Source organism: Mucilaginibacter sp. Bleaf8 (assembly GCF_018390515.1).
Classification (GTDB): Bacteria; Bacteroidota; Bacteroidia; order Sphingobacteriales; family Sphingobacteriaceae; genus Mucilaginibacter.
The window spans coordinates 582,753-604,861 of record NZ_JAHBBK010000002.1; the positions used below are offsets into that span (position 1 = coordinate 582,753).

25 protein-coding genes are annotated in these 22,109 nt (G+C 44.3%); 14 read left to right on the forward strand and 11 right to left on the reverse strand.

Going from position 1 to position 22,109, the window contains the following annotated elements; translation table 11 throughout:
* The first annotated feature begins 77 nt into the window (after positions 1-77).
* The 3 genes from pncB (at position 78) to KHS38_RS11170 (ending at position 2,566) form a co-directional block, all read left to right on the forward strand.
* A complete protein-coding gene (pncB, locus tag KHS38_RS11160; protein WP_213488625.1) occupies positions 78-1,268 on the forward strand; it encodes a nicotinate phosphoribosyltransferase in 1,191 nt (396 codons plus the stop codon).
* 46 nt (positions 1,269-1,314) lie between these two features.
* The gene (locus tag KHS38_RS11165) at positions 1,315-2,043 is read left to right on the forward strand and encodes an FRG domain-containing protein (RefSeq protein ID WP_213488626.1); all 729 of its coding nucleotides are present in this window, start codon (positions 1,315-1,317) and stop codon (positions 2,041-2,043) included.
* A gap of 115 nt (positions 2,044-2,158) precedes the next feature.
* Positions 2,159-2,566: a VOC family protein gene (locus tag KHS38_RS11170; RefSeq protein ID WP_213488627.1), complete on the forward strand. Its 408-nt coding sequence runs from the start codon at positions 2,159-2,161 to the stop codon at positions 2,564-2,566.
* Positions 2,567-2,574: 8 nt separating this feature from the next.
* Here KHS38_RS11170 and KHS38_RS11175 read toward each other — a convergent pair whose 3' ends face one another.
* The 3 genes from KHS38_RS11175 to KHS38_RS11185 form a co-directional block, all read right to left on the reverse strand.
* Entirely contained in the window at positions 2,575-3,294 is a 720-nt protein-coding gene (locus KHS38_RS11175) for a DUF72 domain-containing protein (RefSeq protein ID WP_213488628.1), read from the reverse strand.
* A 43-nt stretch (positions 3,295-3,337) separates the two neighbouring features.
* Positions 3,338-4,177, reverse strand: a complete 840-nt coding sequence (locus KHS38_RS11180; RefSeq protein ID WP_213488629.1) for a universal stress protein — start codon at positions 4,175-4,177, stop codon at positions 3,338-3,340.
* 229 nt (positions 4,178-4,406) lie between these two features.
* The gene (locus KHS38_RS11185; protein WP_213488630.1) at positions 4,407-5,186 is read right to left on the reverse strand and encodes a Rieske (2Fe-2S) protein; all 780 of its coding nucleotides are present in this window, start codon (positions 5,184-5,186) and stop codon (positions 4,407-4,409) included.
* Positions 5,187-5,295: 109 nt separating this feature from the next.
* On the opposite strand from KHS38_RS11185, the gene KHS38_RS11190 reads away from it, so the two are divergent.
* On the forward strand, positions 5,296-6,237 hold the full coding sequence (locus KHS38_RS11190) for a helix-turn-helix transcriptional regulator (RefSeq protein ID WP_213488631.1): 942 nt from the start codon (positions 5,296-5,298) through the stop codon (positions 6,235-6,237).
* Positions 6,238-6,311: 74 nt separating this feature from the next.
* Here KHS38_RS11190 and KHS38_RS11195 read toward each other — a convergent pair whose 3' ends face one another.
* Positions 6,312-6,662 carry a winged helix-turn-helix transcriptional regulator gene (locus KHS38_RS11195; protein ID WP_213488632.1) on the reverse strand — a complete coding sequence of 117 codons (351 nt, stop codon included), beginning with the start codon at positions 6,660-6,662 and terminating at the stop codon, positions 6,312-6,314.
* 104 nt (positions 6,663-6,766) lie between these two features.
* On the opposite strand from KHS38_RS11195, the gene KHS38_RS11200 reads away from it, so the two are divergent.
* Complete coding sequence (locus tag KHS38_RS11200; RefSeq protein ID WP_213488633.1) at positions 6,767-7,510, forward strand: SDR family oxidoreductase; 744 nt, start codon at positions 6,767-6,769, stop codon at positions 7,508-7,510.
* Between the two features lie 85 nt (positions 7,511-7,595).
* Here the strand turns inward: KHS38_RS11200 and KHS38_RS11205 are convergent, their stop codons facing one another.
* Positions 7,596-7,946, reverse strand: coding sequence for a nuclear transport factor 2 family protein (locus KHS38_RS11205; protein WP_213488634.1), 351 nt, complete (start codon positions 7,944-7,946; stop codon positions 7,596-7,598).
* A gap of 186 nt (positions 7,947-8,132) precedes the next feature.
* Between KHS38_RS11205 and KHS38_RS11210 the strand changes: the two genes are divergently transcribed.
* From KHS38_RS11210 to KHS38_RS11250, 9 genes are all read left to right on the forward strand, one after another.
* Positions 8,133-8,639, forward strand: coding sequence for a DinB family protein (locus KHS38_RS11210; protein ID WP_213488635.1), 507 nt, complete (start codon positions 8,133-8,135; stop codon positions 8,637-8,639).
* A gap of 24 nt (positions 8,640-8,663) precedes the next feature.
* Positions 8,664-9,113, forward strand: a complete 450-nt coding sequence (locus tag KHS38_RS11215) for a DUF1569 domain-containing protein (protein WP_213488636.1) — start codon at positions 8,664-8,666, stop codon at positions 9,111-9,113.
* A 249-nt stretch (positions 9,114-9,362) separates the two neighbouring features.
* Positions 9,363-10,058, forward strand: a complete 696-nt coding sequence (locus KHS38_RS11220; protein ID WP_213488637.1) for an HAD family hydrolase — start codon at positions 9,363-9,365, stop codon at positions 10,056-10,058.
* Entirely contained in the window at positions 10,055-10,900 is an 846-nt protein-coding gene (locus KHS38_RS11225) for a phosphoribosyltransferase family protein (protein ID WP_213488638.1), read from the forward strand. Before KHS38_RS11220 ends, KHS38_RS11225 begins: the two co-directional genes overlap by 4 nt.
* Complete coding sequence (locus KHS38_RS11230; protein ID WP_213488639.1) at positions 10,890-11,444, forward strand: TerD family protein; 555 nt, start codon at positions 10,890-10,892, stop codon at positions 11,442-11,444. Before KHS38_RS11225 ends, KHS38_RS11230 begins: the two co-directional genes overlap by 11 nt.
* A 6-nt stretch (positions 11,445-11,450) precedes the next feature.
* Positions 11,451-12,065, forward strand: coding sequence for a TerD family protein (locus tag KHS38_RS11235; protein WP_213488640.1), 615 nt, complete (start codon positions 11,451-11,453; stop codon positions 12,063-12,065).
* A 146-nt stretch (positions 12,066-12,211) separates the two neighbouring features.
* Positions 12,212-13,315: a toxic anion resistance protein gene (locus KHS38_RS11240; protein ID WP_249665376.1), complete on the forward strand. Its 1,104-nt coding sequence runs from the start codon at positions 12,212-12,214 to the stop codon at positions 13,313-13,315.
* Between the two features lie 9 nt (positions 13,316-13,324).
* Positions 13,325-14,287: a hypothetical protein gene (locus tag KHS38_RS11245; RefSeq protein WP_213488641.1), complete on the forward strand. Its 963-nt coding sequence runs from the start codon at positions 13,325-13,327 to the stop codon at positions 14,285-14,287.
* A gap of 33 nt (positions 14,288-14,320) precedes the next feature.
* Entirely contained in the window at positions 14,321-15,130 is an 810-nt protein-coding gene (locus KHS38_RS11250) for a TerC family protein (protein WP_213488642.1), read from the forward strand.
* Positions 15,131-15,557: 427 nt separating this feature from the next.
* Here KHS38_RS11250 and yidC read toward each other — a convergent pair whose 3' ends face one another.
* The 6 genes from yidC to KHS38_RS11280 form a co-directional block, all read right to left on the reverse strand.
* Entirely contained in the window at positions 15,558-17,384 is a 1,827-nt protein-coding gene (yidC, locus tag KHS38_RS11255; RefSeq protein ID WP_213488643.1) for a membrane protein insertase YidC, read from the reverse strand.
* 21 nt (positions 17,385-17,405) lie between these two features.
* On the reverse strand, positions 17,406-19,016 hold the full coding sequence (gene pyrG, locus KHS38_RS11260) for a CTP synthase (RefSeq protein WP_213488644.1): 1,611 nt from the start codon (positions 19,014-19,016) through the stop codon (positions 17,406-17,408).
* 263 nt (positions 19,017-19,279) lie between these two features.
* Positions 19,280-19,465 (reverse strand): hypothetical protein, encoded by a 186-nt coding sequence (locus KHS38_RS11265; protein ID WP_213488645.1) that lies wholly within the window; start codon positions 19,463-19,465, stop codon positions 19,280-19,282.
* 99 nt (positions 19,466-19,564) lie between these two features.
* The gene (locus KHS38_RS11270; RefSeq protein ID WP_213488646.1) at positions 19,565-19,774 is read right to left on the reverse strand and encodes a hypothetical protein; all 210 of its coding nucleotides are present in this window, start codon (positions 19,772-19,774) and stop codon (positions 19,565-19,567) included.
* A gap of 69 nt (positions 19,775-19,843) precedes the next feature.
* The gene (locus tag KHS38_RS11275) at positions 19,844-20,779 is read right to left on the reverse strand and encodes a Ppx/GppA phosphatase family protein (RefSeq protein WP_213488647.1); all 936 of its coding nucleotides are present in this window, start codon (positions 20,777-20,779) and stop codon (positions 19,844-19,846) included.
* Positions 20,780-20,857: 78 nt separating this feature from the next.
* The gene (locus KHS38_RS11280; protein ID WP_213488648.1) at positions 20,858-22,108 is read right to left on the reverse strand and encodes an ABC transporter permease; all 1,251 of its coding nucleotides are present in this window, start codon (positions 22,106-22,108) and stop codon (positions 20,858-20,860) included.
* Position 22,109 lies beyond the last annotated feature (1 nt).

A 22,109-nucleotide genomic window follows, 5' to 3' on the forward strand; every position in this document is an offset into this window, starting at 1 on the left:
GCACAAAGGCAACTCGGCGCCGAACAATATCGCCTGTACCTAAACCATCTCCCTAAAAAGTGTGTTTGTAAATATACATGAACATGTTTCAACAATCTATCGTAACGTTACCCTCCATGCTGGATAACGACTTTTATAAGTTTACCATGCAGCAGGGCGTTGTCAGGCTTTTTCAGGGGGCCAGGGCGCGTTACCAGTTTATTAATCGTGGTAAGCACAGTTTTCCGCCCGGGTTTGGGCAGGCTTTGCGTCAGTCGGTTGATGCCATGGCCCAGCTACAGCTTACCCGCGAAGAAAAAAGATACTTACAGGTTACCTGCCCTTATCTGGATCCGGTTTACCTAGATTTTTTGGAAGGCTACCGGTATAATCCCGAAGAGGTACATATTGAGCAGCACGGCGATCAGTTGCAGGTGCATATTGATGGTTTGTGGTATCGTACTATTTTGTGGGAAGTACCACTCATGTCGCTTATTTGCGAGTTGTTTTATGTGATGCAGCACGAGCATCGCATCAGTAACGATGAGGTGGTAGATAATACACGCGAAAAAATTGAGAAGTACCATAGCTTAGGTGTAAACATAGCCGAGTTTGGTACACGCAGGCGCTACTCGTACCAGGTACACCGCCTGGTGGTACAGGCTTTGCGTCAGTACGGTACAGGTTCATTTGTAGGTACAAGCAATGTACACATGGCTATGGTAAATCAAACCAAGCCGATTGGTACGCATGCCCATGAGTGGTTTATGTTTCATGCAGCGCGCTACGGTTTTAAAATGTCAAATGCTATGGGCCTCGAAAACTGGGTTCGCGTTTATCGTGGCGATTTAGGTATAGCTTTGTCGGACACCTACACAACCGATGTGTTTTTTAAGCAGTTTGATAAAATGTTTTCCAAGCTGTTTGACGGCGTTAGGCATGATAGTGGCGACCCGCTGCAGTTTGCTGATAAGGTGATTGCACATTACCAGCGTTTAGGCATCGACCCGATGAGTAAGACTATCATTTTTTCGGACGCCCTGAACTATGATCGTGTGGCACGCATAGCAGCGCATTGCCACAACCGTATTGGTATGTCGTTTGGCATCGGCACCAACTTTACCAATGATGCAGGGCCGAAGGCAATGAATATTGTAATTAAAATGACCGAGGCGCACCCGCAGGATGGCGAATGGACTGAAGTGGTTAAACTATCAGACGAGCACGGCAAATATACCGGCAGCGAGCAGATGATTAACCTGGCTAAAACCATTCTGGAAATTAAATGAGTAGCAGTTCCGTATCATACCCATAATTGACAAGAGAAGAACCAGCATGAGAGAGCTTGAAATAAGCACGATCGAAGAATATCTAAACCTGATAAAAGAAAGCAAGGCCGAACGTTCGGGCGATGTAAATGATAGTGACTTTCTGTTTCGCGGACAAACGGTTGATAGTCCGCTTATACCGAAACTGGGCCGCCTGAAAGCCAGGGGAGAACTGCTGGAAGTAGAGCGGCTTTTACTGCAAGAGTTTAAACGCACCAACCCATTGCTTATTGAGCAGCACCGCCCGATGGATGATTGGGACTACCTTACCCTGGGCCAGCACTTTGGCTTGCCTACACGTTTGCTGGATTGGTCGAACAATGCATTAACAGCCTTGTGGTTTGCCACCGGCAATATTGCTCCCGAACGGGAGCCTGCCAGCGCTTACTCGGTAATATGGATATTGATGCCTACCAGTAAGGATTTTGACCTGAACCTGGAAGCTACGCATCCGTTTGAAGTCCCGGAAACCAGGATCATTCGTCCGCGTATTATCAAGCAGCGAATCAATAATCAGTCGGGCGTGTTCAGTGTAACCTCATCGCAGGATTTGCTGGACAAGCGTTCCCTGCAAGATACCGATAGCTTTAACCAAAAGCTCATCAAAGTGAAAATACCCTGCAGCAAGTGGGCCGATATACGCGATGATCTGAATGTTTTGGGCGTTAACGCTTTCACGATCTTCCCGGAATTAGAGGGCTTGTGCACTTATTTGCAATGGCGTTATTTTGAGTAAAAGATTGCCAGTAAATTGTAGTGTCGTAATTGCCCCCGTTATTGTCGCTATCAGCCAGTAAAACTTTCAAGGAATGCCTGTATGTTTGTAGTAAACAATTAAACCACAAACCATTATGGCAAACCAAATTTTTGTGAATATACCGGTTAAAGATTTGAACCGGTCGGTAGAGTTCTTCACCAAGCTGGGCTATACGTTCAATGCACAGTTTACCAACGAGAACGCCACCTCCATGATTATCAGTGACAGTATTTATGTAATGCTCCTGGTAGAACCGTATTTTAAAAGCTTTACCAAAACTGAAATTTGTGATACTACAAGTTATAACGAATCTATAATCTCGTTATCAGTAGAAAACCGCGAAGCTGTTGATGATATGGTAAGAAAAGCTGTTGAAGCGGGTGCTACCACGCCCAATGCGCCGCAAGATCATGGCTTTATGTACGGGCATGGCTTTAAAGACCTGGACGGGCATCTGTGGGAATACTTCTATATGGATCCAACTCATGTGCAGCCCGCATAGTTACCCGCTTACAAACCAACAATTTCTATCAGCTCTTTTGCGTTTCTAATGGCCGAGGCTCCGATATCGTTATTAAAGTAAATATATGCCTGTTGGGCTGATGTGCTTTTAACCTGCTCCGCAAAGGTTATCAATTCTTGTGTAGTGTAAAGCGATGCATATAGTTGCTCCACACCGTGAAAACGGTAGTATAGCACATCTGTATTTTGTATTACTGTATCGGGCAGGGTGGGGTGGCTCATGCCGCAAAAGGTAATGTTGTGGCGGCTTAGTTGATCGTAAACTGGCTGCTGCCACCAGCTGCTGTGGCGTAGCTCAATTACATTGTTGAAAGGTGGCTGTAAGCTGTTGAGTAGTTTATGTAAGCGCTCCTCGGTATAGGCAAACCGGGGCGGCATTTGGAACAATACGGTACCCAACTTGTGCTGCAAGCCATTAGTTATCGTATCATAAAATTCGTTAATGAGATCGGCAGTGTTATTGAACTGCCGGTAATGGGTGATAAGTCGCGGGGCTTTAACAGCAAAGGTAAAGCCCTGCGGACTATCATCGTACCACTTTTTTAAACCAGTGACGGTTGGTGATTTGTAAAAAGTTCCGTTCAGTTCAACGGTATTGAAATGCTGGCAGTAAAAATCAAACCATTTGCGCTGCGGCACGCCAACCGGATAAAATACTTCTTTCCAGTGGCGGTAGTAAAAGCCGGAGCAGCCAATGTGCCAAATCATTTTTGGTGTTAAAACCTGAAGTTAGCGTGTAGGCGAATATCTTTTAGTAAGGGAACAGTAATAAAGGAACTTGCAGGTAAGCCGGATCCTGAGCAGCTTTGTTTTTGTTAGTTAGCTCAGCAAAATGGTATCTGCGGTATGACATCACCAGCAAATCTGTTTTAAGCACATTCACCATAACGTCAGTTACTTTTTTAACATCACGTTCGCGAATGTGGTTCAATGACATGCGGTCAAAAGGAACATGGCCCTGGATAACATCGTTGAAAAATTCGTTAGCATAAGTCTCTTCCATTTGCGGAATACCATCAGCTGCTAAGTTGGCCAGTGTCAAATCGGCGCCATAGGCATCAGCCAAATGCTTTAATTGCCACATAATTTTAACCTGGCTAAAGCGCTGGTCGGCCATGTAAACCATGTTCTGAATTTCGGCAGAATCAAAATGCTGGGGCACCAGTACAACCGGGCAGTTAGTTTTGCTCAATACCGTGTTCATTTGCGCATCAACAACCTGGTGTATAGGCTGCTCGGTAGCCACGCCTTTAACCACCAGTTGAATGTTGTGTTGGCCGATCACATTCAAAATGCCTTGTTTAGTGATGTAATTTTCTTCAATTACATTTACAACCGGCATATCTGCATTTTGAAAATGCTTTAATAAAGTCTCGTCCAACAACTGGCTGTCCGATAATGTAGTTTGGGTCTCGGTTTCATTTACAGCACCGGCTTTTGAGTTGGCCAACACCTTTACTTTTGTATCTGCAGTTCTGGCAATATTCCAGATCAGCAGTTTCGATTGCATTTTTTTTGCCAAAGATATACCGTACGCGATAGCGTTTTTAACTCCGGCGGAGTAATCATTGATGATTAAGATGTTATTCATAAATAGATAATGGGTATCCGGCTTACTGATTCTGAGAAAGATTTGAATACGCCGGATGGATTATGCTATTATGTGACCAACAAGTGTGCCAACTGTTCGTTAAAGTTAAAATATCCTTAACAAGATGCACTTTCAGATATGAATATGACAATTGACTATATAGGCGTTTAAACATCTGTTAAAAGTTGTTTAAAAAGGCGTACACGCGGCAGTGCAAGTGTCTTAAAAACTATAGTTGTAAATACACTATGCCGCTTTTTTCGGACACTGTATAAACGGCTATCTTCTCCTTTGCGGGGCCGGCTTTTACCGCCCCGGTTTTGCAGTCAAACTGCGATCCGTGCCAGGGGCATTGCACAGTGCCGCAAATCATCATGCCGCCCGCCAATGATCCGCCTTTATGCGAGCAGCGGTCATCAAAAGCCACATATCCGTCTTCTGTTTTACCCAGCACAATGCGCTTGCCGGCTACGTGCAATAACTTCATCTGGTCGGTTTTTAACTCGTCGGTTGCAGCTACCTCAATGATGCCATTTGTTTCATCCAGGTAAGCCTCTTTCCATTTACCGGCGTCAGCATAACGCGGGTCAACACCTATTTGGTTGCGGTAGGATAGGGTACCGCCCAGCCAGCCGGAAATAAAAAGCAGAACAGAGCCAATTGCCTCGATTGCTAAGATCAGGATGGTACTATGATCCTCTTTCAGATAATAAGCTACAGCGTATAACACTACCACCACTGTATTTAAAATGCCATGTGTAGCGCCGCGCTTTTTAGCCGAGCTTTGTGGTGGCACGGTATAAATATAATCGATAATGCCCGGTATAGCAGCTGCCAATGCGGTCACTATCCCGGCAATGTTTAGGTATTTGCCGGTTTGCCAAAAGCCGGGGTTGTTATAAATAGCAGATAATACATCAAAAAACAGGGTGCCTATAAAAAAGGCTATCGGGAACGGAATTAATAAGGGGTGGATTGGATGGCCTTTCAGGTTAGCTCTGCTTTTCATAACACGTTGTATTTGCATGGATTAACAGGGCGTTTAATGTAATGTTTGAATGGATTAAGGCTATGCCGGGTAGCTTTTGTACCTTAGCTGCGCTGCATACTATTAAGCCATGAACCGTATTGACCGACTTTCAGCTATCCTTATCCAGTTACAATCGCGCCGGGTTGTGAAGGCGCAGGATATTGCCGATCGGTTTGCTATCAGTTTGCGCACCGTTTACCGTGATGTGAAAGCGCTTGAAGAGGCGGGTATACCGGTTATAGGCGAAGCTGGTGCGGGTTATTCATTAGCTGATGGCTACCGCCTGCCGCCGGTAATGTTCACGCGCGAGGAGGCTATGGCCTTTGTAACGGCCGAAAAGCTGGTGGAAAGCCTTACGGATAAGGTAAACGGCACGCATTACCAATCGGCTATGTTCAAAATTAAATCGGTACTGCGCAATGCCGAAAAAGATTATCTGGCCAGTGTTGATGATCGCATCAGCGTTTTAAAGTCCCGCTCCAACAAACACGCTGAACCCGAGGTGAACCCGATGCAAATTATACTTACGGCTATTGCCGAAAGAAAAGTTTTGAAGCTGAAGTATTTTACCTACTACCGGCAGCAGCATACTGAGCGCCATGTAGAACCGGTTGGCACTTTTTACCTGGATAATTTTTGGCACTTCATTGCCTATTGCCGCACCCGGCAAGACTACCGCGATTTTCGGTTCGACCGCATGACGGACCTTGCCATTACGCAGGATTGCTTTGACAGCCACCATCCCACGCTGAAGGAGTACCTCGATCAGGTCTATGTAGATCGCAAGCTGGAATCGGTAGTGCTGCGCGTCAACAAAAAGGCTGCGCTACGTTTGGGTGAGCAAAAATACTATCACGGTTATATTGATGAGGTGGATAAAGGCGATGAGGTGGAAATGTCATTCATGACCATGTCGCTCATGGGCTTTGCCCGCTGGTACCTCATGTTTGCCGATTGTGCTTCTATCATTAAGCCCATTGCGCTCAAAGAACAGGTTAAAAGCATCATCGAAAACATCAACTTGAGTTAACTTAGGTTATACAACCGCCTTTAATGCTTTCCTTATTATAACCATTTAATTATTAAAGCTGTCTCCATTTACTATTATTTTCCTGTAATCATTTTTCGGTGTTCCATGCCCCAGTCAGCAAGATTATTGATGATGGTTTGAAGTGTTTTTCCATACTCCGTTAGTTTATATTGAACGGTGATGGGTTGTGTGTCTAATACAGTTCGGGATATCAGTTTATTTAGCTCCAGCTCCTTTAATTCCTTGCTCAGCATTTTGTTTGATATGCCCGGCACATCGTTCAGTATATCCGAAAATCTCCTTTCGCTGTAATAGCATATCGAGGAGATTATAGATATTTTCCATTTGCCGTTCAGCACGTCCATCGCATCATGTACGGCCATAATTTCTTTTTTGTGCCCTGGCACACATACATAGTCAGCCATAAGTTACTTGGTTACTCAAACGTTACTGTTACTTTTCGTTACAAAGTAACTAAAATAAATTTATCTGCCCTAAGTTTGCATCGTCAACTTTAAAAAATTAAGTCATGAATTTTACAAACAAAAATGTAGTTATAACCGGCGGGACAACAGGAATTGGCTTAGCCACTGCGAAAGCATTTATCAATGAGGGGGCAAACGTTTGGATTACAGGCAGAAATGCCGACAATCTGCAAAAAGCAGCCGCAGAAGTCAATAGCCCGAAGTTGAGAACCGTAGTTTCGGATACTTCTAAACTTGCAGATATCACCATCCTGGAAAATGCCGTTGCCGAAAGCGGGAATAAGCTGGATGTGCTCTTTCTGAATGCAGGTATAGCGGTATTTACCCCAATTGAGCAAGCTACAGAAGCTGATTTTGATGCTCAGTTTAACACCAATGTGAAAGGGCACTATTTTACCCTGCAAAAACTGATTCCGCATTTGGCAGAAGGGGCAGCCGTGGTGTTTACCTCATCAACAGTAGCTACTGCTTCAAATTTGGGAACCAGTGTGTACTCTGCAACTAAAGGCGCGCTAAACAAAATAGCCCAGATTGCGGCAAATGAACTGGCCGACAGAAAAATTCGCGTCAATATTGTTAGTCCGGGCCCGGTGCAAACACCCGGATTAGAAAATGCTGTGCCTGCAGAAGCGAAGCCTCATTTGGCCGCTGCTACAGCCATGCAAAGATTGGGCGATCCCGACGAAATTGCCAAAACAGTATTGTTTCTGGCTTCTGATTCCGCAAGTTTCATTACAGGCACCGAGCTACTGGTGGATGGCGGCTATATTACTTATGGATTGAAGTAAGATTGAAAGAAACCTTATCCGACATAAAAGCGGCATCAAGCCGCTTTTATGCTTTGATGCTGAGGCATTCGGCTTTAATCACAAATTACCTTGATCCCGTCTCCACAACAAAAGCCTTTAGCTTGTCCAGCTTCCCATCGCGAAATTGCCATACATCACAATAGGCGTAATCAACTACTTTTCCGCTCTCATTCTTCAAACTGATTTTGCCAATTGCAGTAACAAAGTCTTCTCCGGCAATTAATTTTTCCACATCAAATTTTGGTGGTTCGAGGTAAGCGGTTTCCATATACTCACGAACGGCTTGTTTACCTTTCAAGGTTTTATCGCCCACAAACTCCCACTCGGTATCTTCGGTGCAAAAGGATAAAAATCCTTCATTATCGCCCTGCGTAATCAAATCATTGGCGTTTAAAAGTACAGCTTTGTTATCCATACAGCTAATAACAAATTTCAAAATAAATTGGTTTGGCTGACTTATCGGAGCTTAGATGATGCGTATATGATTGTCTCTTCCTTTTCTGGCATCGCTCAAATTATTTTCAAGTTACTTTAATACTGCTGACATAGGGTTGTCACTACCGGGTTGTTGCTTTGCAGCATAAACAAAACCGATAGAACGATGAACACCATGATTGAAACATTACTGAAAGAGTTTGACAACGAAGCCAACACCACCCGCAAAATGCTATCCCGTATTCCGGATGATAGTTATGACTGGAAACCGCACGCTAAAAGCATGACGATTCGCCAGTTGGCCGTACACATTGCCGAACTGCCCACCTGGATAGGCATGACTTTGTTTACGGACGAGCTTGATTTTGCCTCTGCACCGTACCAGCCAGCTTCGGTAAACAACACCGCCGAACTGTTAGCGTATTTTGAAAAATCACTGGCGGAGGGCCGCAACACACTGGCTGCAGCTACCGACGAACAACTGCAACCCATCTGGACCATGCGCACCGGTGATCAGATTCACCTTGCGGTTACCAAGGGCGAGATGATACGCATTACCTTTAGCCAAATTGTTCATCACCGTGCGCAGTTGGGCGTTTACTTGCGCTTGCTTAATATTCCTATCCCCGGCAGTTACGGCCCAAGCGCCGACGAGTTGGAGATGGCTTTCTAAATTTATTATTGATAATTTTTTCTGATGAAAAGCTTGTACCAACCCGCAACCTTACAGGAAATAAGCCAGCGACTGCAAAGCCTGCGGCCTGATAGCCAGCGCCAGTGGGGTAAAATGAATGCAGCCCAAATGATGGCGCACTGTACGGCAGCACTGCAGGTGGCTACCGCACATAAGTTTCCGCCCCGCATGTTTGTAGGGTATATATTGGGACCGTTTTTGCGGCCCATATTCTCGAACGAGAAGCCATTTTTCAAAAATACAGCTACCGATAAAAGCTTTCTAGTTAACGACCAGCGTAGTTTTGAAATGGAAAAGAAAAAACTGTTACAGGTTATCACCCAGTTTCATGAAGGTGGCGAAACCAGGTGTACCTCGCATCCGCACCCGTTTTTTGGCAGTGTTACGCCAGCCGAATGGGGTACGGGTATGTATAAACATCTCGATCATCATTTAAGGCAATTCGGCTTGTAAAGCGCAACGCCACTACAGCCGTAGCGAAACCTCCTGAATATCAATATTCAGGAGGTTTGCTTTTTATAGGCTTGCCTAAATTAACCTAACTACCGGTAAATATTGTTGCTGCGCAATTATTGTATTCACAAAAAAATCTGTTACCTTCAACAACTAAAACCTTAAAATAATTAGCAGTTCTGCCTCATGTTAAGTCAAGTTAACGCTGCTGTTAACCCGGCATGAGGAACAGAGAATAGCCGTTTGCCCATGAATAAGTACCAGCATTACTCGTTTGATCTGTGGCTTACCCTTATCCGTTCCAATCCGGCGTTTAAGCAGGAGCGTGCACGCTTTTTCCATCAAAACTTTAATTACCGCAATAAATCGCTTGAGGAAGTTACGGCCGTTTTCAGGCAGGTGGATGTGATGTGCAATACCATCAACGAAGTTACCGGCAAAAATATTGATGCCGACGAGATGTACCTGATGGTGATCAGCATGATGAACGATGGTCATGTGCAGCTGCACGATTTCGATACCGATGGCCTTTATGATGAAATGACACACCTGCTCAGTAAACACTTGCCGGTGGTTTATTGTGATAAAACGCCTAAAGTGCTGGAGCACATCAAGCAAAACGGTGGCAGCACCATCAGCATTTTAAGCAATACAGGCTTTATTAAAGGCCAAACATTGCGCGGCATATTGCAGCAACTTCACTTGGATACCTATTTTGATTTCCAGCTTTACTCGGATGAAACGGGCATGTCAAAACCCAACAAAGAGTTTTTCAAGCTCATGCTCATCAATATTCCGCTTACCGGCGGCGGTATAGTGCCCAACCGTGTAATTCACATCGGCGATAATCCGCGCGCCGATGTAGGCGGGGCACAGTCGGTAGGTATTCAAAGCTTACTTATAAATTCCAACAACGTATCTATATACAGCCTTATCAACTCATGAACACTACCTGGTCCTTACACAAAATAAGCGATACCGAAAACTTTGGCTTTTCGCCCGCGCAGTATAGCCGTTTTAAGTTTGGTGACGATACCGTAGCCGAGGCATTCGGCACGGCTCTGGCCGACGGGTTTATTAAAGCGCACCTTGAGCAAGGTCACATCAGCGGGCAAATGGTGGTAATCTCAAGCCCGTACTCGTTCATACCCACTGCCACCTATGCCATGAAAAACTATTTTCTCTTTCGCATAAACCATTGGCTGGCCGAGAATGATTTGCCCGTAGTGCAGGAAGCAAAAGTACACCGTACCATAACTTACAAGGAAGATTACGGCGAACTGAACGCCGAGGAGCGCATGCGCTTAATTGGTAACGATTCTTTCCATATAGATAAGGCATTTATTGCCGGCAAAACATTGCTGTTTTTAGATGATATAAAAATTACCGGCAGCCATGAGCGCATGATCATGAAAATGGTGCGCGATTACGATTTGCACAATACCATTTATATGCTCTACTTTGCCGAACTGGTGAACGATAGCATACATCCAAACATCGAGAATTACCTGAATTATCACCAGGTGAGCAATATTTTTGATCTGGATGATATTGTAAAGAGCGGCAGCTTCTGTATCAATACCCGCTTGGTAAAATATCTGTTAAACTACAACTACGAGGCGTTTTGTGTGTTTATACAAGCACAAAGCCGTCAATTTATATTAAACTTGTACAATATGGCTTTGGGTAATGGTTACCACACCATGGATAGCTATCGCCCAAACTTGAAATATATTAAGGATCAACTATTTACGAATAATAAACTATTAGCACAATATGGCAATTAACTTGCAAAAAGGACAGCGTCAGGCTATCAATGCACCTAAGTTTGTGATTGGCCTGGGCTGGGATACCAACAGCTCATCAACCGGAACCGCCTTTGATATGGACGCCTCTATCTTTATTATGGGCGAAAACCGTAAACTGGTTGCCGACGATTTTTTTGTATTTTATAATAACCTCGTATCGCCTGATGGTGCCGTTGAGCACACTGGCGATAACCTGACCGGCGATGGCGATGGCGACGATGAGCAGATCATTGTTGACCTGTCAAAAATCGATTCGCGCGTGAGCGAGATTTGCGTTGTGGTAACCATCCACGAGGCTGAAAGCCGCCGCCAGAACTTTGGCCAGATCCGTAACTCATTTGTTCGCATTGTTGATGCATCAAACAATACCGAACTGCTGAAATACGAGCTGGAAGAGGATTTTTCGATTGAGACAGCTGTAGAGTTCGGCCGTATTTACAAGCGTAACAACGAGTGGAAGTTTGAAGCCGTTGGCGCAGGTATGAAAGGCGGATTACAGGATTACTTAAACAAATACAACTAAACCATTATGGCAATAAATCTGGAAAAAGGTCAGCGCATCAACCTCGAAAAAAGCAATGGTGCCAAGCTGCAGAATGTTTGCGTAGGTATTAACTGGGGCGCTATTGAAAAGAAGGGCCTTTTTGGCTTTGGTGGTTCAAAAGAGGCTGTAGATTTGGATGGCAGCTGTGCTTTGTTTGATGAAAACAAGCAGTTGCAGGAGGTTGTATATTTTGGTAATCTGAAATCGAAAAACGGCGCCGTACGTCATAGTGGTGACGACCTGACCGGCGATATGGGTGGCGATGACGGCTTGGATAACGAAGTAATTACGCTTGACCTGGCCCAACTGCCGCCAACTACCACTTATGCGGCATTTGTGCTTAACAGTTTCCGCGGGCATGACTTTGGCACCATTCCTTTTGCGTCGATCCGTATTTATGAAGGTACAACAAAGCGCGTAAACGAGGTTTTTGCCAAGTATGATATTGCCAACGGCCCTGGCTTTGCCGGCCACGTATCTATGGTAATGGGCGTGTTCTACAAACGCAACGGCGAGTGGAAGTTCAATGCCATTGGCGAGCCTACTAAAGATAAAAAGTTGCAGGAAACTGTTAACACTGTAATGCAGCGTTACCTGTAAGCAAAAATTAAATAAAAAACTTTTAAGCTTTGAATGGGAATGTATATTATGCAATGCCCATTCAAAGCTTAAATACTTTGTAATACGGCATATGGCTTTGTAACAACAAGCCGGATGCTGTAATCTAACCTAAAAACAGAGATCACATGGATACCATTGTGCCAAGCATGCCCGATATGAATGCGCCGGGCGGAAAAATTGATAAAGAAGGTAACGTAGATATATCAAAGGTAACGCCCGAAGATGTAAAAAAATATGAAGCCATTAATAAGGATCTGAATCCGGCTGATGTGAATTCCATCCTTAATTACGGCGTTGATGTGCAAAACTCGATGGAGAAGTACAGCAACCAGTTCCTAGCATCGGTGCGTACTTACAATTCGGGCGAGGTAGGCCTGCTGATTAACGACCTGCTTACCGAGCTGAATTATATCGATGTTGACGAGCTAAACCAGAATGCTTTAAGCCGCTTTATTGCCGGTATCCCGTTCTTGAAAAAAATGGTATTTGATGCCAAAAAGCTTTTTCAGAAATACGATACGGTGGTAAACAATATTGATAAAATTACCAATAAAATTAAAGCCGGCCGGGTAAATTCTATTAAAGATAATGCAGCCCTGCAAACTATGTTTGATAATAATGTGAATTACATCAAACAAATGGAAGAGCTGATTATCGCCGGCCAGGTAAAATACAATGAGCTGAATGATAAACTGGCCCAAATGGATGCCAACCCCGCTGCCTACCAGGATTACGAAATTGCCGACCTGCGCGATTTTGTGAACCGTTTGGATAAGCGCCTTGCCGATATGAAGGTGGTTCGCTTTATCATGCTGCAATCGCTGGCGCAGATCAGAGTGGTGCAAAACAACAACACGTCGATAGCCGAAAAAGCACAGTCGATTGTAACTACGACCATTCCGGTTTGGAAAAACCAGTTAACTTTGGCCGTAGCTTTGCACCGCCAGAAAGAGAATGTGGAAATGCAGAAAAAGGTATCGGATACCACCAATACCATACTGCAAAAAAATGCCGAGTTGCTGAAACAGAACAGTATCGACGTAGCACGCGAAAACGAAAAAACAGTGGTATCAATCGATACGCTGAAGCGTACAACACAATCGCTTATTGAAACGTTAAATGAGGTAAAGCAAATTCACGAGCAAGGCACACAAAACCGCAAGGTGCTGAACACCGAGCTGCAAAACCTGGAAACAGAGCTGAAAAAGAACGTGACCAACACGCGCTAATACAAACTGATGGATGAGAATAGGGCAGGCATATTACAAGAATCAAACAGAATAATCAGCAAGCTGCAGTTGCTTTCTGCTTATTTTGGCGAGGATATTATATACCGTATTTACCTGCGTACACAAGTCATCCATCAGCTTTTTGAAAAAAGCGAGGATCTGGACATCAACAAGCTGGAGCTTTTCCATTTGCAGTTTACAGCTACCATGATTGAGCTGCTGCAAAAAATCAAAAAAGGTAACGAGCGGAACGTGACCTTGCTTTATGAAGAAATTGAGCTCAATAACCAGTTAATTGCCCAAATTAAAGATGTACACCTTACCCGCGAGGCTTTTGAGCTGGGTAAGCAAAAGCAGTCGTTAAAGATAAACAATTCATTAAGGCACCTGTACCAAACCCTGAGCGATGGTACTTCCGATTATCCTTTTTCCAAAAATATCAATTTTTTTAGCGCACGTTTTGCGGCCGATTTTTTCTTGAACATAGATGCCGATCTGCTGGCACGTTTAACACAGTATGTGGTTAGCGAGGTTTATAGCCATGCGCATGCGGTTATTCAGCGCAAGCTGATGGGGCTGCTTTGTAAGCATGAATTTAAAACTGCGTTTTATTGTGGTTTGAAAAGCGGTACCGTTGTAATTGAAATTTATAAGTTTTTGGACACCGACCGCTATTTTATCTACTACCCATCGCGCAGTTTGTTTTTGTTGTGTGATGAAGCAGAGGTGCAGGCCATTGGCGAGGCCCGGCCCGAAACGGGCGACCAAACCATTGTAGAAGAGCTGCAAAATAAGAACGACCATTTACAGGCCAGCATACAAGCCATCAAAACCAGTATGCCCAATGATATCAGGGTGTTACTTGGCGAACACTACAAAAAGATATCAGACATTAACTTCTTACAGAACCTAAGCGCTTTTGACGCGCAAACCAATATTTTAAAAACGATGTTGAACACCGACATCATTTAAGTAATTTCACAACCAAAGTAACTTTATTACACAATGGATTTTTTACACACCTTATTAGGCGACGACATTCAGGCCGGCCTGCTCATTATCCTTAACTTGATTGTCATCGAAAGTTTGCTATCGGTTGATAATGCTGCCGTACTGGCAACCATGGTTTTGGATCTACCTAAAGAGCAACGCAACAAGGCGCTGCGTTATGGTATCATCGGCGCTTATGTATTCAGAGGTATTTGTTTGTTCCTGGCCTCATGGCTGGTAAAAGTTTGGTGGTTAAAACCACTGGGCGGCTTATACCTGATTTACTTAGCGGCAAGCTATTTCCTCAAAAAGAAATCGTCGGACAAAGAAGAGGAAGAAGAAAGCGTTGATAAAAGCCAAAGTTGGTTCTACAAATCAACCGTTGGCTTAATTGGTAACTTTTGGGCCACCGTGGCTTTGGTTGAAGTAATGGACCTGGCTTTCTCTATCGATAACGTATTTGCAGCTGTTGCCTTTACCGATCACGTTTTTCTGATCTATACCGGCGTTTTTATCGGTATCCTGGCTATGCGTTTCGTAGCGCAGGGCTTTGTAAAGCTAATGGAGAAATTTACATTTCTGGAAAGCATCGCATTTATTGTGATCGGCGTGTTAGGTATCAAGCTGGCCTCATCACTTTATACGCATTTTTATCCGGGTACACCCATTGCTGAAGCAATAGAAGGGGAGAAAACAGACCTGTTCGTATCCATATTCACCGTAGCCATATTTGTGTTACCGGTATTAAGCTCCTTACTTTTCAACTTCCCTAAAAAGCACATTGCTGAACCGGAAGTTGCTAAGAGAGCAGACGACGTTCTTTAATCGGTTCTGATTATATTTGAAGTGCAATATTGTAGCGACTTTAGGTTGATACAACATTGCACTTTTTTATGCGCCGTGGTTTATGCCTCTGTTGGGAGTGTTGATTAGATGTGCAATGCCCCTAACTGAATAATGGGATTACAATACAAACGTTTGTCATTGTGAGGATCGACAGCGACGTGGCAACCGCATCGAATCTAAGTATACCGAGGAGATTGCTTCGCTGCCGCTCGCAATAACAACAAGTTTAATATATGGATGTACATGTCCTTGCAAGGAGCAATAGCGACGTGGCAATCTCATCGCATGGAATGATTGCTTCGCTACCGCCCAAAAAGACAATGTGTTCGGGTACTAAAATTGCTTCTAAACAAAAAAGCCTCTTTGCATAGATATGCAAAGAGGCTTTTTTGTAAAATATTGAGGCTTACTTTTTCTTTTGTTGCTGCACTTGTTGCTGGCGCATCATTTCTTCAAGCTTAGCCTGGAAACCTGATTTTTTCTTTTTAGGATCTTCAGGTTTCTTTTTATTCTCTTGTATTTTGGCATGTATCTTCGAGTCGTCCACCAGCTGACGGATCAGGAACTGCTGGGCAAAGGTTAACATGTTGGCCAAAAAGTAATAATAGTTCAAACCGGCAGGGTAGCTGTTCAGATAACCCAGGAACATGATCGGTGTAATATAACCGATATATTTCATTTGGCCAGTAGCACCCGAAACCTGGTTGTTAAAATAAGTGTAAATGATGGTTGAAATAGTCATCAGTACACACATTAAGCTCAGGTGATCGCCCAGGAAAGGCAACGTAAAGCCAAAATTGATAAAGGCATCGTAAGTCGATAAATCCTTCATCCACAAAAAGCTTTGGCCACGCAGCTCAAACAAGCTTGGGAAAAAGCGCAGGAAGGCAATTACGATAGGCATTTGCAGCAATAATGGCAAACAACCGCCTAACGGATTCACACCAGCCTGGCGATACAATTTCATGTATTCCTGTTGCAGCAGGGTAGGATTCTCTTCGCCTACTTTTGTCTTAATCTCATCCATCTCCGGCTTCAGTACCCGCATTTTAGCCATGCTGAGGTATGATTTGTAGGTAAGCGGAGATAATACCAGTTTAAGCAAAATAGTAAGCACCAGGATAATTAAACCCATGTTCCAGCCAAATTGCTGTAAAAAGTTGAATACCGGAATTACTGCAAAACGGTTAATGAACTTTAACGGACCCCAGCCCAAATCAATTTGTTTTTCTAAGCTGTAACCTTGTTTCTTCAGTGTGCTGAAACGGTTCGGACCAAAGTAAAACTCCATTGGGTAAGTGCCGTTTGCATCGCGTAGCAGGGTAAGGTCGGCACGCATTTGCTTAATGTCTGTTTGTGAATTCACATCAGTGCTTACAGCCATGCTTGCTTTTTCAAAACCCTGTTTAGCAATCAGTACGTTCGAGAAAAAGTGCTGCTTGAATGATACCCATTGCAGCTTTTGATCGGCAATTTGCTTGCTGTCATCTTTGGTTGCATTCAGGTTGTCTACATCATCATCCAGGTTTTTGTAGTATACCGATGAATACTGACGTTCCTGAGCCATATCTTTTTCCTGTTTACGCAGGGTAGCAGCCCAGTTGATGTTGATTGCATTACCTGTACCGATAACATTATCCAAACCGGTTGTTTTAACGGTAAAGCCCAGTTTGTAACCGGCAGCACCTAAGGTATAGGTATAATCGATGTATTGGGTAGGGCTGTAGCTCAGGCGCAAAGTTACTGCGCTTGAGTCGGTACCAGTTACTTTTACATCGGGCGTTGCCTGGGTAAAGTACAGGTTGTTGGTATCAAATGGTTTGTTGCCAACGTTAAATTTAAAGCCAAAGTGGTTGTTGGTACCGTCAAACAACAGCAGCGGCTTTTTGTCGAAAGTTTTAAACTCTTTCAGTTCTACCGAATATACACGGCCGCCACGAGAGCTCAGCTTTACGCGGATATCTTTGTTTTCAAGTGTAACCAGGTTTTCGCTGCCTGTGGTTGCAGCGCCGAACGGCCCTTTCAATGCAGCCGAATCTACAACAGGTGCTTTGTTTACAGTGTCTGCCTTGGCGGCAGCAGGGGCAGGCTTAATGCCTGCTCTTTTCAGGGAATCCTGATGTTGTTTTTGCTGCTCTTTCTTCAACTCATCGGCCGATGGTTTCATCAAAAAGAATGAGCCAACCAGAATCACCAAAATCAGGAATAACCCCGTGAATGTGTTCTTATCCATTATTTATTTATCGTACAAAAATTAGTTTTTGCGGGCATACGCCAGCGAAGCAGCAACAAAGTTAACAAAAAGTGGATGCGGATTATCAACTGTTGATTTTAATTCGGGGTGGAATTGCGAACCGACAAAGAACGGGTGATTCTTTAGCTCTACAATCTCAACCAAACCATTCTCGGGGTTGATGCCCGATGGAATCATGCCGGCCTCTTCATATTGCTTTAAGTACTCGTTGTTAAACTCATAGCGGTGGCGGTGGCGCTCGGTGATGTGGGTTTTACCATAAATAGAAAAAGCTTTGCTGCCTTTTTTCAAATCGCACGGATAAGCACCCAGGCGCATTGTACCGCCCTTGGTAGTAATGTTTTTCTGCTCTTCCATCATGCTGATTACCGGGTAGGTGGTATGGCCATCCATCTCCACGCTATTGGCTGCATCAAGGTGCAGTACATGACGGCCATATTCAACCACGGCACATTGCATGCCTAAACAGATGCCGAAGAATGGAATATTATTTTCGCGAACGTAGCGGATGGCTTCAATTTTACCCTCAAAGCCACGCTGGCCAAAGCCTGGTGCTACCAGTACGCCATGTAAGCCGCGCAGGCGGTCAATTGCATTTTCGGGCGTTAACTGCTCGGAGTGAATGTACTCTACACGTACTTTACACTCGTTTTTAGCACCGGCATGTATAAAGGCTTCGGTGATGGATTTATAAGCATCCGGTAGCTCTACATATTTACCTACCAGGCCAATGCGCACTTCGGCAGTAGGGTTTTTTAAACGGCCTAAAAAGTCTTTCCAGCTTTCCAGATCCGGTTCATTTTTGTTTGGCAGCTTTAGCTTGGTCAGCACGGTTTTATCCAGCTGCTCTTTCAGCATCAGCAGGGGTACATCATAAATGGTAGGGGCATCAATTGATTCAATAACGGCATTGATATTTACGTTACAGAATTGTGCTACCTTTTTGCGGATTTCCTGGCTTAAGTGGTGCTCAGTGCGGCAAACCAGAATATCAGGCTGTATACCGTATTCCAGCAACATTTTCACCGAGTGTTGGGTTGGCTTGGTTTTTAATTCGCCGGCTGCAGCCAGGAACGGAACCAAAGTTAAGTGAATAACCAGCGAGTTGTTTGAACCCACTTCCCAACGGAACTGCCTTACAGCTTCCACAAACGGTAATGATTCGATATCGCCTACAGTACCGCCAATTTCGGTGATTACGATGTCGTAATTGCCGCTCTCGCCCAAAATTTTGAAATTGTGTTTAATCTCGTCGGTAATATGCGGTACTACCTGTACGGTTTTGCCCAAAAATGCACCTTCGCGCTCTTTGTTAATTACGTTTTGGTACACACGGCCGGTAGTGATGTTATTAGCCTGCGATGTGGGTGTGTTCAGGAAACGCTCGTAGTGGCCCAAATCCAAATCGGTTTCGGCACCATCCTCGGTAACATAGCATTCGCCATGTTCGTATGGATTCAGGGTTCCCGGATCGATGTTGATATAAGGGTCGAACTTTTGGATGGTAACGCGGTAACCGCGAGCCTGAAGAAGTTTAGCCAGTGAGGCTGAAATAATACCTTTCCCTAACGACGAGGTAACGCCGCCCGTAACAAATATATACTTAGTCATATGATTTTGCTGCATCCGGTCGCGGCTAAATATGCCGAAACCAATTGTATGTGTACGGGATGCAAAAATAAGAAAAAAATCGGCCCACGACGGATTTGTTTATAAAATGTGATTTTGAGAAGGAGAGCGGGAATGAGGTGTGAGGAGCGATGATAAGAAGTAGAGAGCGGTGAGATGGGGGAAGGAAGTAAGGGTTGTACGACTGTTTTTAAATAGTTGAAGTACAGTATTTAAAACCTGTTACTGGTACTGACAAGATTGTCTCACGAGTATAAATACCTGTACCAAAGTGTTCCGGGTGTTCCAAGGTGTACCACTTTTTTTGAACGGCCTCTGCGTGCTGCAAGAGGTATTTTGGGTGTACCAAAGTGTACCACCTGTACCGGCGTGTACCGGTTTGTTCCGCTTTGTACCACTTTAAAAGTGGTACACCCGGCAGGTCTTTTCATCTCGAACGATAGCGGGATATATTATACGCCCAATCTGTCGTTCGCACAAGTTTCCCCCGCTATCACTTAACATGACAAGCACTTTGTAATTATAGTATATCAGCCTATCATGCCGCCGGTAACTGCAGCAATTTTGCGTTTTACTTCTTCGTAAGTTTCCTTTACCCTTACAAACGAGTCACGGTCGCCGATAACGTAGATATGTACTTCCTCCTCGGGCTCGGTATAAATTACTACCGATGTAATATTGCGCGGATTGATCAAAGCCGGACGGCCGTTTCTGTCAGTAACTTCAATGAATGTGTTCATGTAATGGTAACAAGCTTTGCTGGCAAAAGGTTGTTACCAATAATAAATACTGCTATTTAATTGCCGCTGCTATTGTTTAAACAGCTCGGCCAGCACGCCTTCTTTTAGCGCGTAAGTGCTCATTACCACATTCTTAATATTCAATCTATCAATAATAAACTGGGTGATAACAGATGCTACCACAATCATATCTACCCGCACCGGAATTATGCCCGGCATAGCCGCACGTTCAGCATGTGAAGATTGAATGAGTTGTTGCGTAATGGTAAGTAGCTCGGTGCTATTAAACCGGTAGGATTGAAAAGCTTTCAAATCGAATGGATTACCCTTTTGCAATTCAACTAAACAGGCAAAGGTTTCGAACGCACCCGACGAGCCGATAAGGCAGGTGGTGGGGTACGCCGCCACTGCTATAAAAAGATCACGCAAAGCACTATCCAGGTAATCGTACAATTCCTGAACGGCGCTTTGCGGCATCGGATCTGTTTGATGAAAGCGGTGCATTAAACGCGCCGCACCAATTTCAAAGCTTTGCTTCCAGATAACCTGTTGCTGATTGCCTAAGATAAATTCTACGCTACCGCCGCCTATATCCATTATTAAGCTGGTATCATCAGCAGGCATACAGCCCGAGGATTTAACCCCCTGATAAATGTAGCCGGCCTCGGTATCACCAGTTATCGTTTCGATATGGATACCTGTTCGGGAGGCAACATCTTCCATAAACTGTGGTCCGTTGGCGGCATTGCGCATGGCGGATGTAGCAATGGCACGCATACTAGTTACGCCATGCTGTTGCATTTGTATATGAAACCGTTGCATGGCATCCAACCCGCGCTGGTAAGCTTCGGGTTTAATAACACCTTCCTGAATACCGCCTTCGCCCAGCTTTACAGCCACATAATCGTGCAAAACCTCCGTGAAAAAGTTTTGAGCATTGGGTTGGGCAATCAGTAAATGAAATGTATTGGTGCCGAGGTCCATAACGGCAACAGGGTTATTCATGCCTCTAAAATAAAAAATCGTTGCAAATGTTTGGTGCATCTGCAACGATTATGTTGTTATGTGTAGACGTGAATCTGCTTACTCTTTATAAAAGAACCATTTAACCAGCTCACCAAAACTTGCTTTTTTGCCATACATTAAAATACCAACACGGTAAATGCGTGCTGCAATCCAGGTGGTGAATATAAAGCCGATCACCATCATGCTCATGGATATGGCCAATTGCCATCCCGGCGGATCGAACGGCATACGCACCATCATGGCTACCGGTGCAGTGAATGGTATAACCGACAGCCAGAAAGCCAAACTACTATCCGGGTTTTGAGCCAAAAAGGTTACCGATATAAGGTAGGTAAACAGCAGGGGCAAAGTAATCGGGAACATAAATTGCTGCGTTTCAGTTTCACTATCCACTGCCGAGCCTACAGCTGCAAACAGGGCACTATACAGCAAAAAGCCGCTTAGGAAGTAGAACAGGAAGTAGCCCACAATTTGCCCCAACGGAATAGTTTTCATAGTGCTCAGGAAACCCAACATGGGGCTTTGCGGCGCATTGAAATATTTATTGGCAATAAAGCTTACAGCGATGGAAAGGATAATCCACAGAATAAACTGTGTTAAGCTTACCAGCGCTACCCCAATAATTTTGCCCAGCATTAGTTGAAACGGTTTTACCGACGATACAATTACCTCAATAATGCGGTTGCTCTTCTCTTCGGCAACGCCGCGCATTACCTGGCCGCCATAAATAATAAGTGAAAGGTAAATGAGTATAGCACCTGCCACGCCTACATAATAAAGTGTGGTAATGTCCGAATCCTTGTCGCCCTTGTCTGTCACTTCTTTGGCGTTAATGCTGATATCGCTTTGAATGTTGCGTAAGGTGGCTGTATCTATGCCTTTTGCTATCATGTTGTTGTTGGTAGCAATATCGTTCATCTGCCGCTCAATCTCGATGTTTACCCGCATGCTCGGCTTTTTGGTTGATAATACCTGAACAGTATCCTTAGCGCCATAATTGGCAGGGATGTAAAGTATCAGATCGTCCGGGTGTTGTTTTAAATCCTTCCTGGCTGCGGCCAATGGTTGTTTAATATTTTGGAACTTGATATCCTTTTTATCCTTAAACTTTTGGATAAAGCTACCTGTTTCGTCAATTACCTTTACGGTGCGGGCCGTATTTAGGTCGCTGGTGTTTTTGTAGATGAGGTACATTACGGCGTACATTGCCAACACCAGGGCGGGTACCAAAAATACCGTTACCAAAAAAGCTTTTTTGCGAACGCGCGAAATATACTCTCGTTGTATGATGAGGAAAACTTTGTTCATA

What these genes read in the sequence shown, in the direction of transcription:
- pncB (WP_213488625.1), top strand. Translation starts at nt 78, where the DNA reads ATGAACATGTTTCAACAATCTATCGTAACGTTACCCTCCATGCTGGAT.
- KHS38_RS11165 (WP_213488626.1), top strand. Translation starts at nt 1,315, where the DNA reads ATGAGAGAGCTTGAAATAAGCACGATCGAAGAATATCTAAACCTGATA.
- KHS38_RS11170 (WP_213488627.1), top strand. Translation starts at nt 2,159, where the DNA reads ATGGCAAACCAAATTTTTGTGAATATACCGGTTAAAGATTTGAACCGG.
- KHS38_RS11175 (WP_213488628.1), bottom strand. Translation starts at nt 3,294, where the DNA reads ATGATTTGGCACATTGGCTGCTCCGGCTTTTACTACCGCCACTGGAAA.
- KHS38_RS11180 (WP_213488629.1), bottom strand. Translation starts at nt 4,177, where the DNA reads ATGAATAACATCTTAATCATCAATGATTACTCCGCCGGAGTTAAAAAC.
- KHS38_RS11185 (WP_213488630.1), bottom strand. Translation starts at nt 5,186, where the DNA reads ATGAAAAGCAGAGCTAACCTGAAAGGCCATCCAATCCACCCCTTATTA.
- KHS38_RS11190 (WP_213488631.1), top strand. Translation starts at nt 5,296, where the DNA reads ATGAACCGTATTGACCGACTTTCAGCTATCCTTATCCAGTTACAATCG.
- KHS38_RS11195 (WP_213488632.1), bottom strand. Translation starts at nt 6,662, where the DNA reads ATGGCTGACTATGTATGTGTGCCAGGGCACAAAAAAGAAATTATGGCC.
- KHS38_RS11200 (WP_213488633.1), top strand. Translation starts at nt 6,767, where the DNA reads ATGAATTTTACAAACAAAAATGTAGTTATAACCGGCGGGACAACAGGA.
- KHS38_RS11205 (WP_213488634.1), bottom strand. Translation starts at nt 7,946, where the DNA reads ATGGATAACAAAGCTGTACTTTTAAACGCCAATGATTTGATTACGCAG.
- KHS38_RS11210 (WP_213488635.1), top strand. Translation starts at nt 8,133, where the DNA reads ATGAACACCATGATTGAAACATTACTGAAAGAGTTTGACAACGAAGCC.
- KHS38_RS11215 (WP_213488636.1), top strand. Translation starts at nt 8,664, where the DNA reads ATGAAAAGCTTGTACCAACCCGCAACCTTACAGGAAATAAGCCAGCGA.
- KHS38_RS11220 (WP_213488637.1), top strand. Translation starts at nt 9,363, where the DNA reads ATGAATAAGTACCAGCATTACTCGTTTGATCTGTGGCTTACCCTTATC.
- KHS38_RS11225 (WP_213488638.1), top strand. Translation starts at nt 10,055, where the DNA reads ATGAACACTACCTGGTCCTTACACAAAATAAGCGATACCGAAAACTTT.
- KHS38_RS11230 (WP_213488639.1), top strand. Translation starts at nt 10,890, where the DNA reads ATGGCAATTAACTTGCAAAAAGGACAGCGTCAGGCTATCAATGCACCT.
- KHS38_RS11235 (WP_213488640.1), top strand. Translation starts at nt 11,451, where the DNA reads ATGGCAATAAATCTGGAAAAAGGTCAGCGCATCAACCTCGAAAAAAGC.
- KHS38_RS11240 (WP_249665376.1), top strand. Translation starts at nt 12,212, where the DNA reads ATGGATACCATTGTGCCAAGCATGCCCGATATGAATGCGCCGGGCGGA.
- KHS38_RS11245 (WP_213488641.1), top strand. Translation starts at nt 13,325, where the DNA reads ATGGATGAGAATAGGGCAGGCATATTACAAGAATCAAACAGAATAATC.
- KHS38_RS11250 (WP_213488642.1), top strand. Translation starts at nt 14,321, where the DNA reads ATGGATTTTTTACACACCTTATTAGGCGACGACATTCAGGCCGGCCTG.
- yidC (WP_213488643.1), bottom strand. Translation starts at nt 17,384, where the DNA reads ATGGATAAGAACACATTCACGGGGTTATTCCTGATTTTGGTGATTCTG.
- pyrG (WP_213488644.1), bottom strand. Translation starts at nt 19,016, where the DNA reads ATGACTAAGTATATATTTGTTACGGGCGGCGTTACCTCGTCGTTAGGG.
- KHS38_RS11265 (WP_213488645.1), bottom strand. Translation starts at nt 19,465, where the DNA reads ATGAAAAGACCTGCCGGGTGTACCACTTTTAAAGTGGTACAAAGCGGA.
- KHS38_RS11270 (WP_213488646.1), bottom strand. Translation starts at nt 19,774, where the DNA reads ATGAACACATTCATTGAAGTTACTGACAGAAACGGCCGTCCGGCTTTG.
- KHS38_RS11275 (WP_213488647.1), bottom strand. Translation starts at nt 20,779, where the DNA reads ATGAATAACCCTGTTGCCGTTATGGACCTCGGCACCAATACATTTCAT.
- KHS38_RS11280 (WP_213488648.1), bottom strand. Translation starts at nt 22,108, where the DNA reads ATGAACAAAGTTTTCCTCATCATACAACGAGAGTATATTTCGCGCGTT.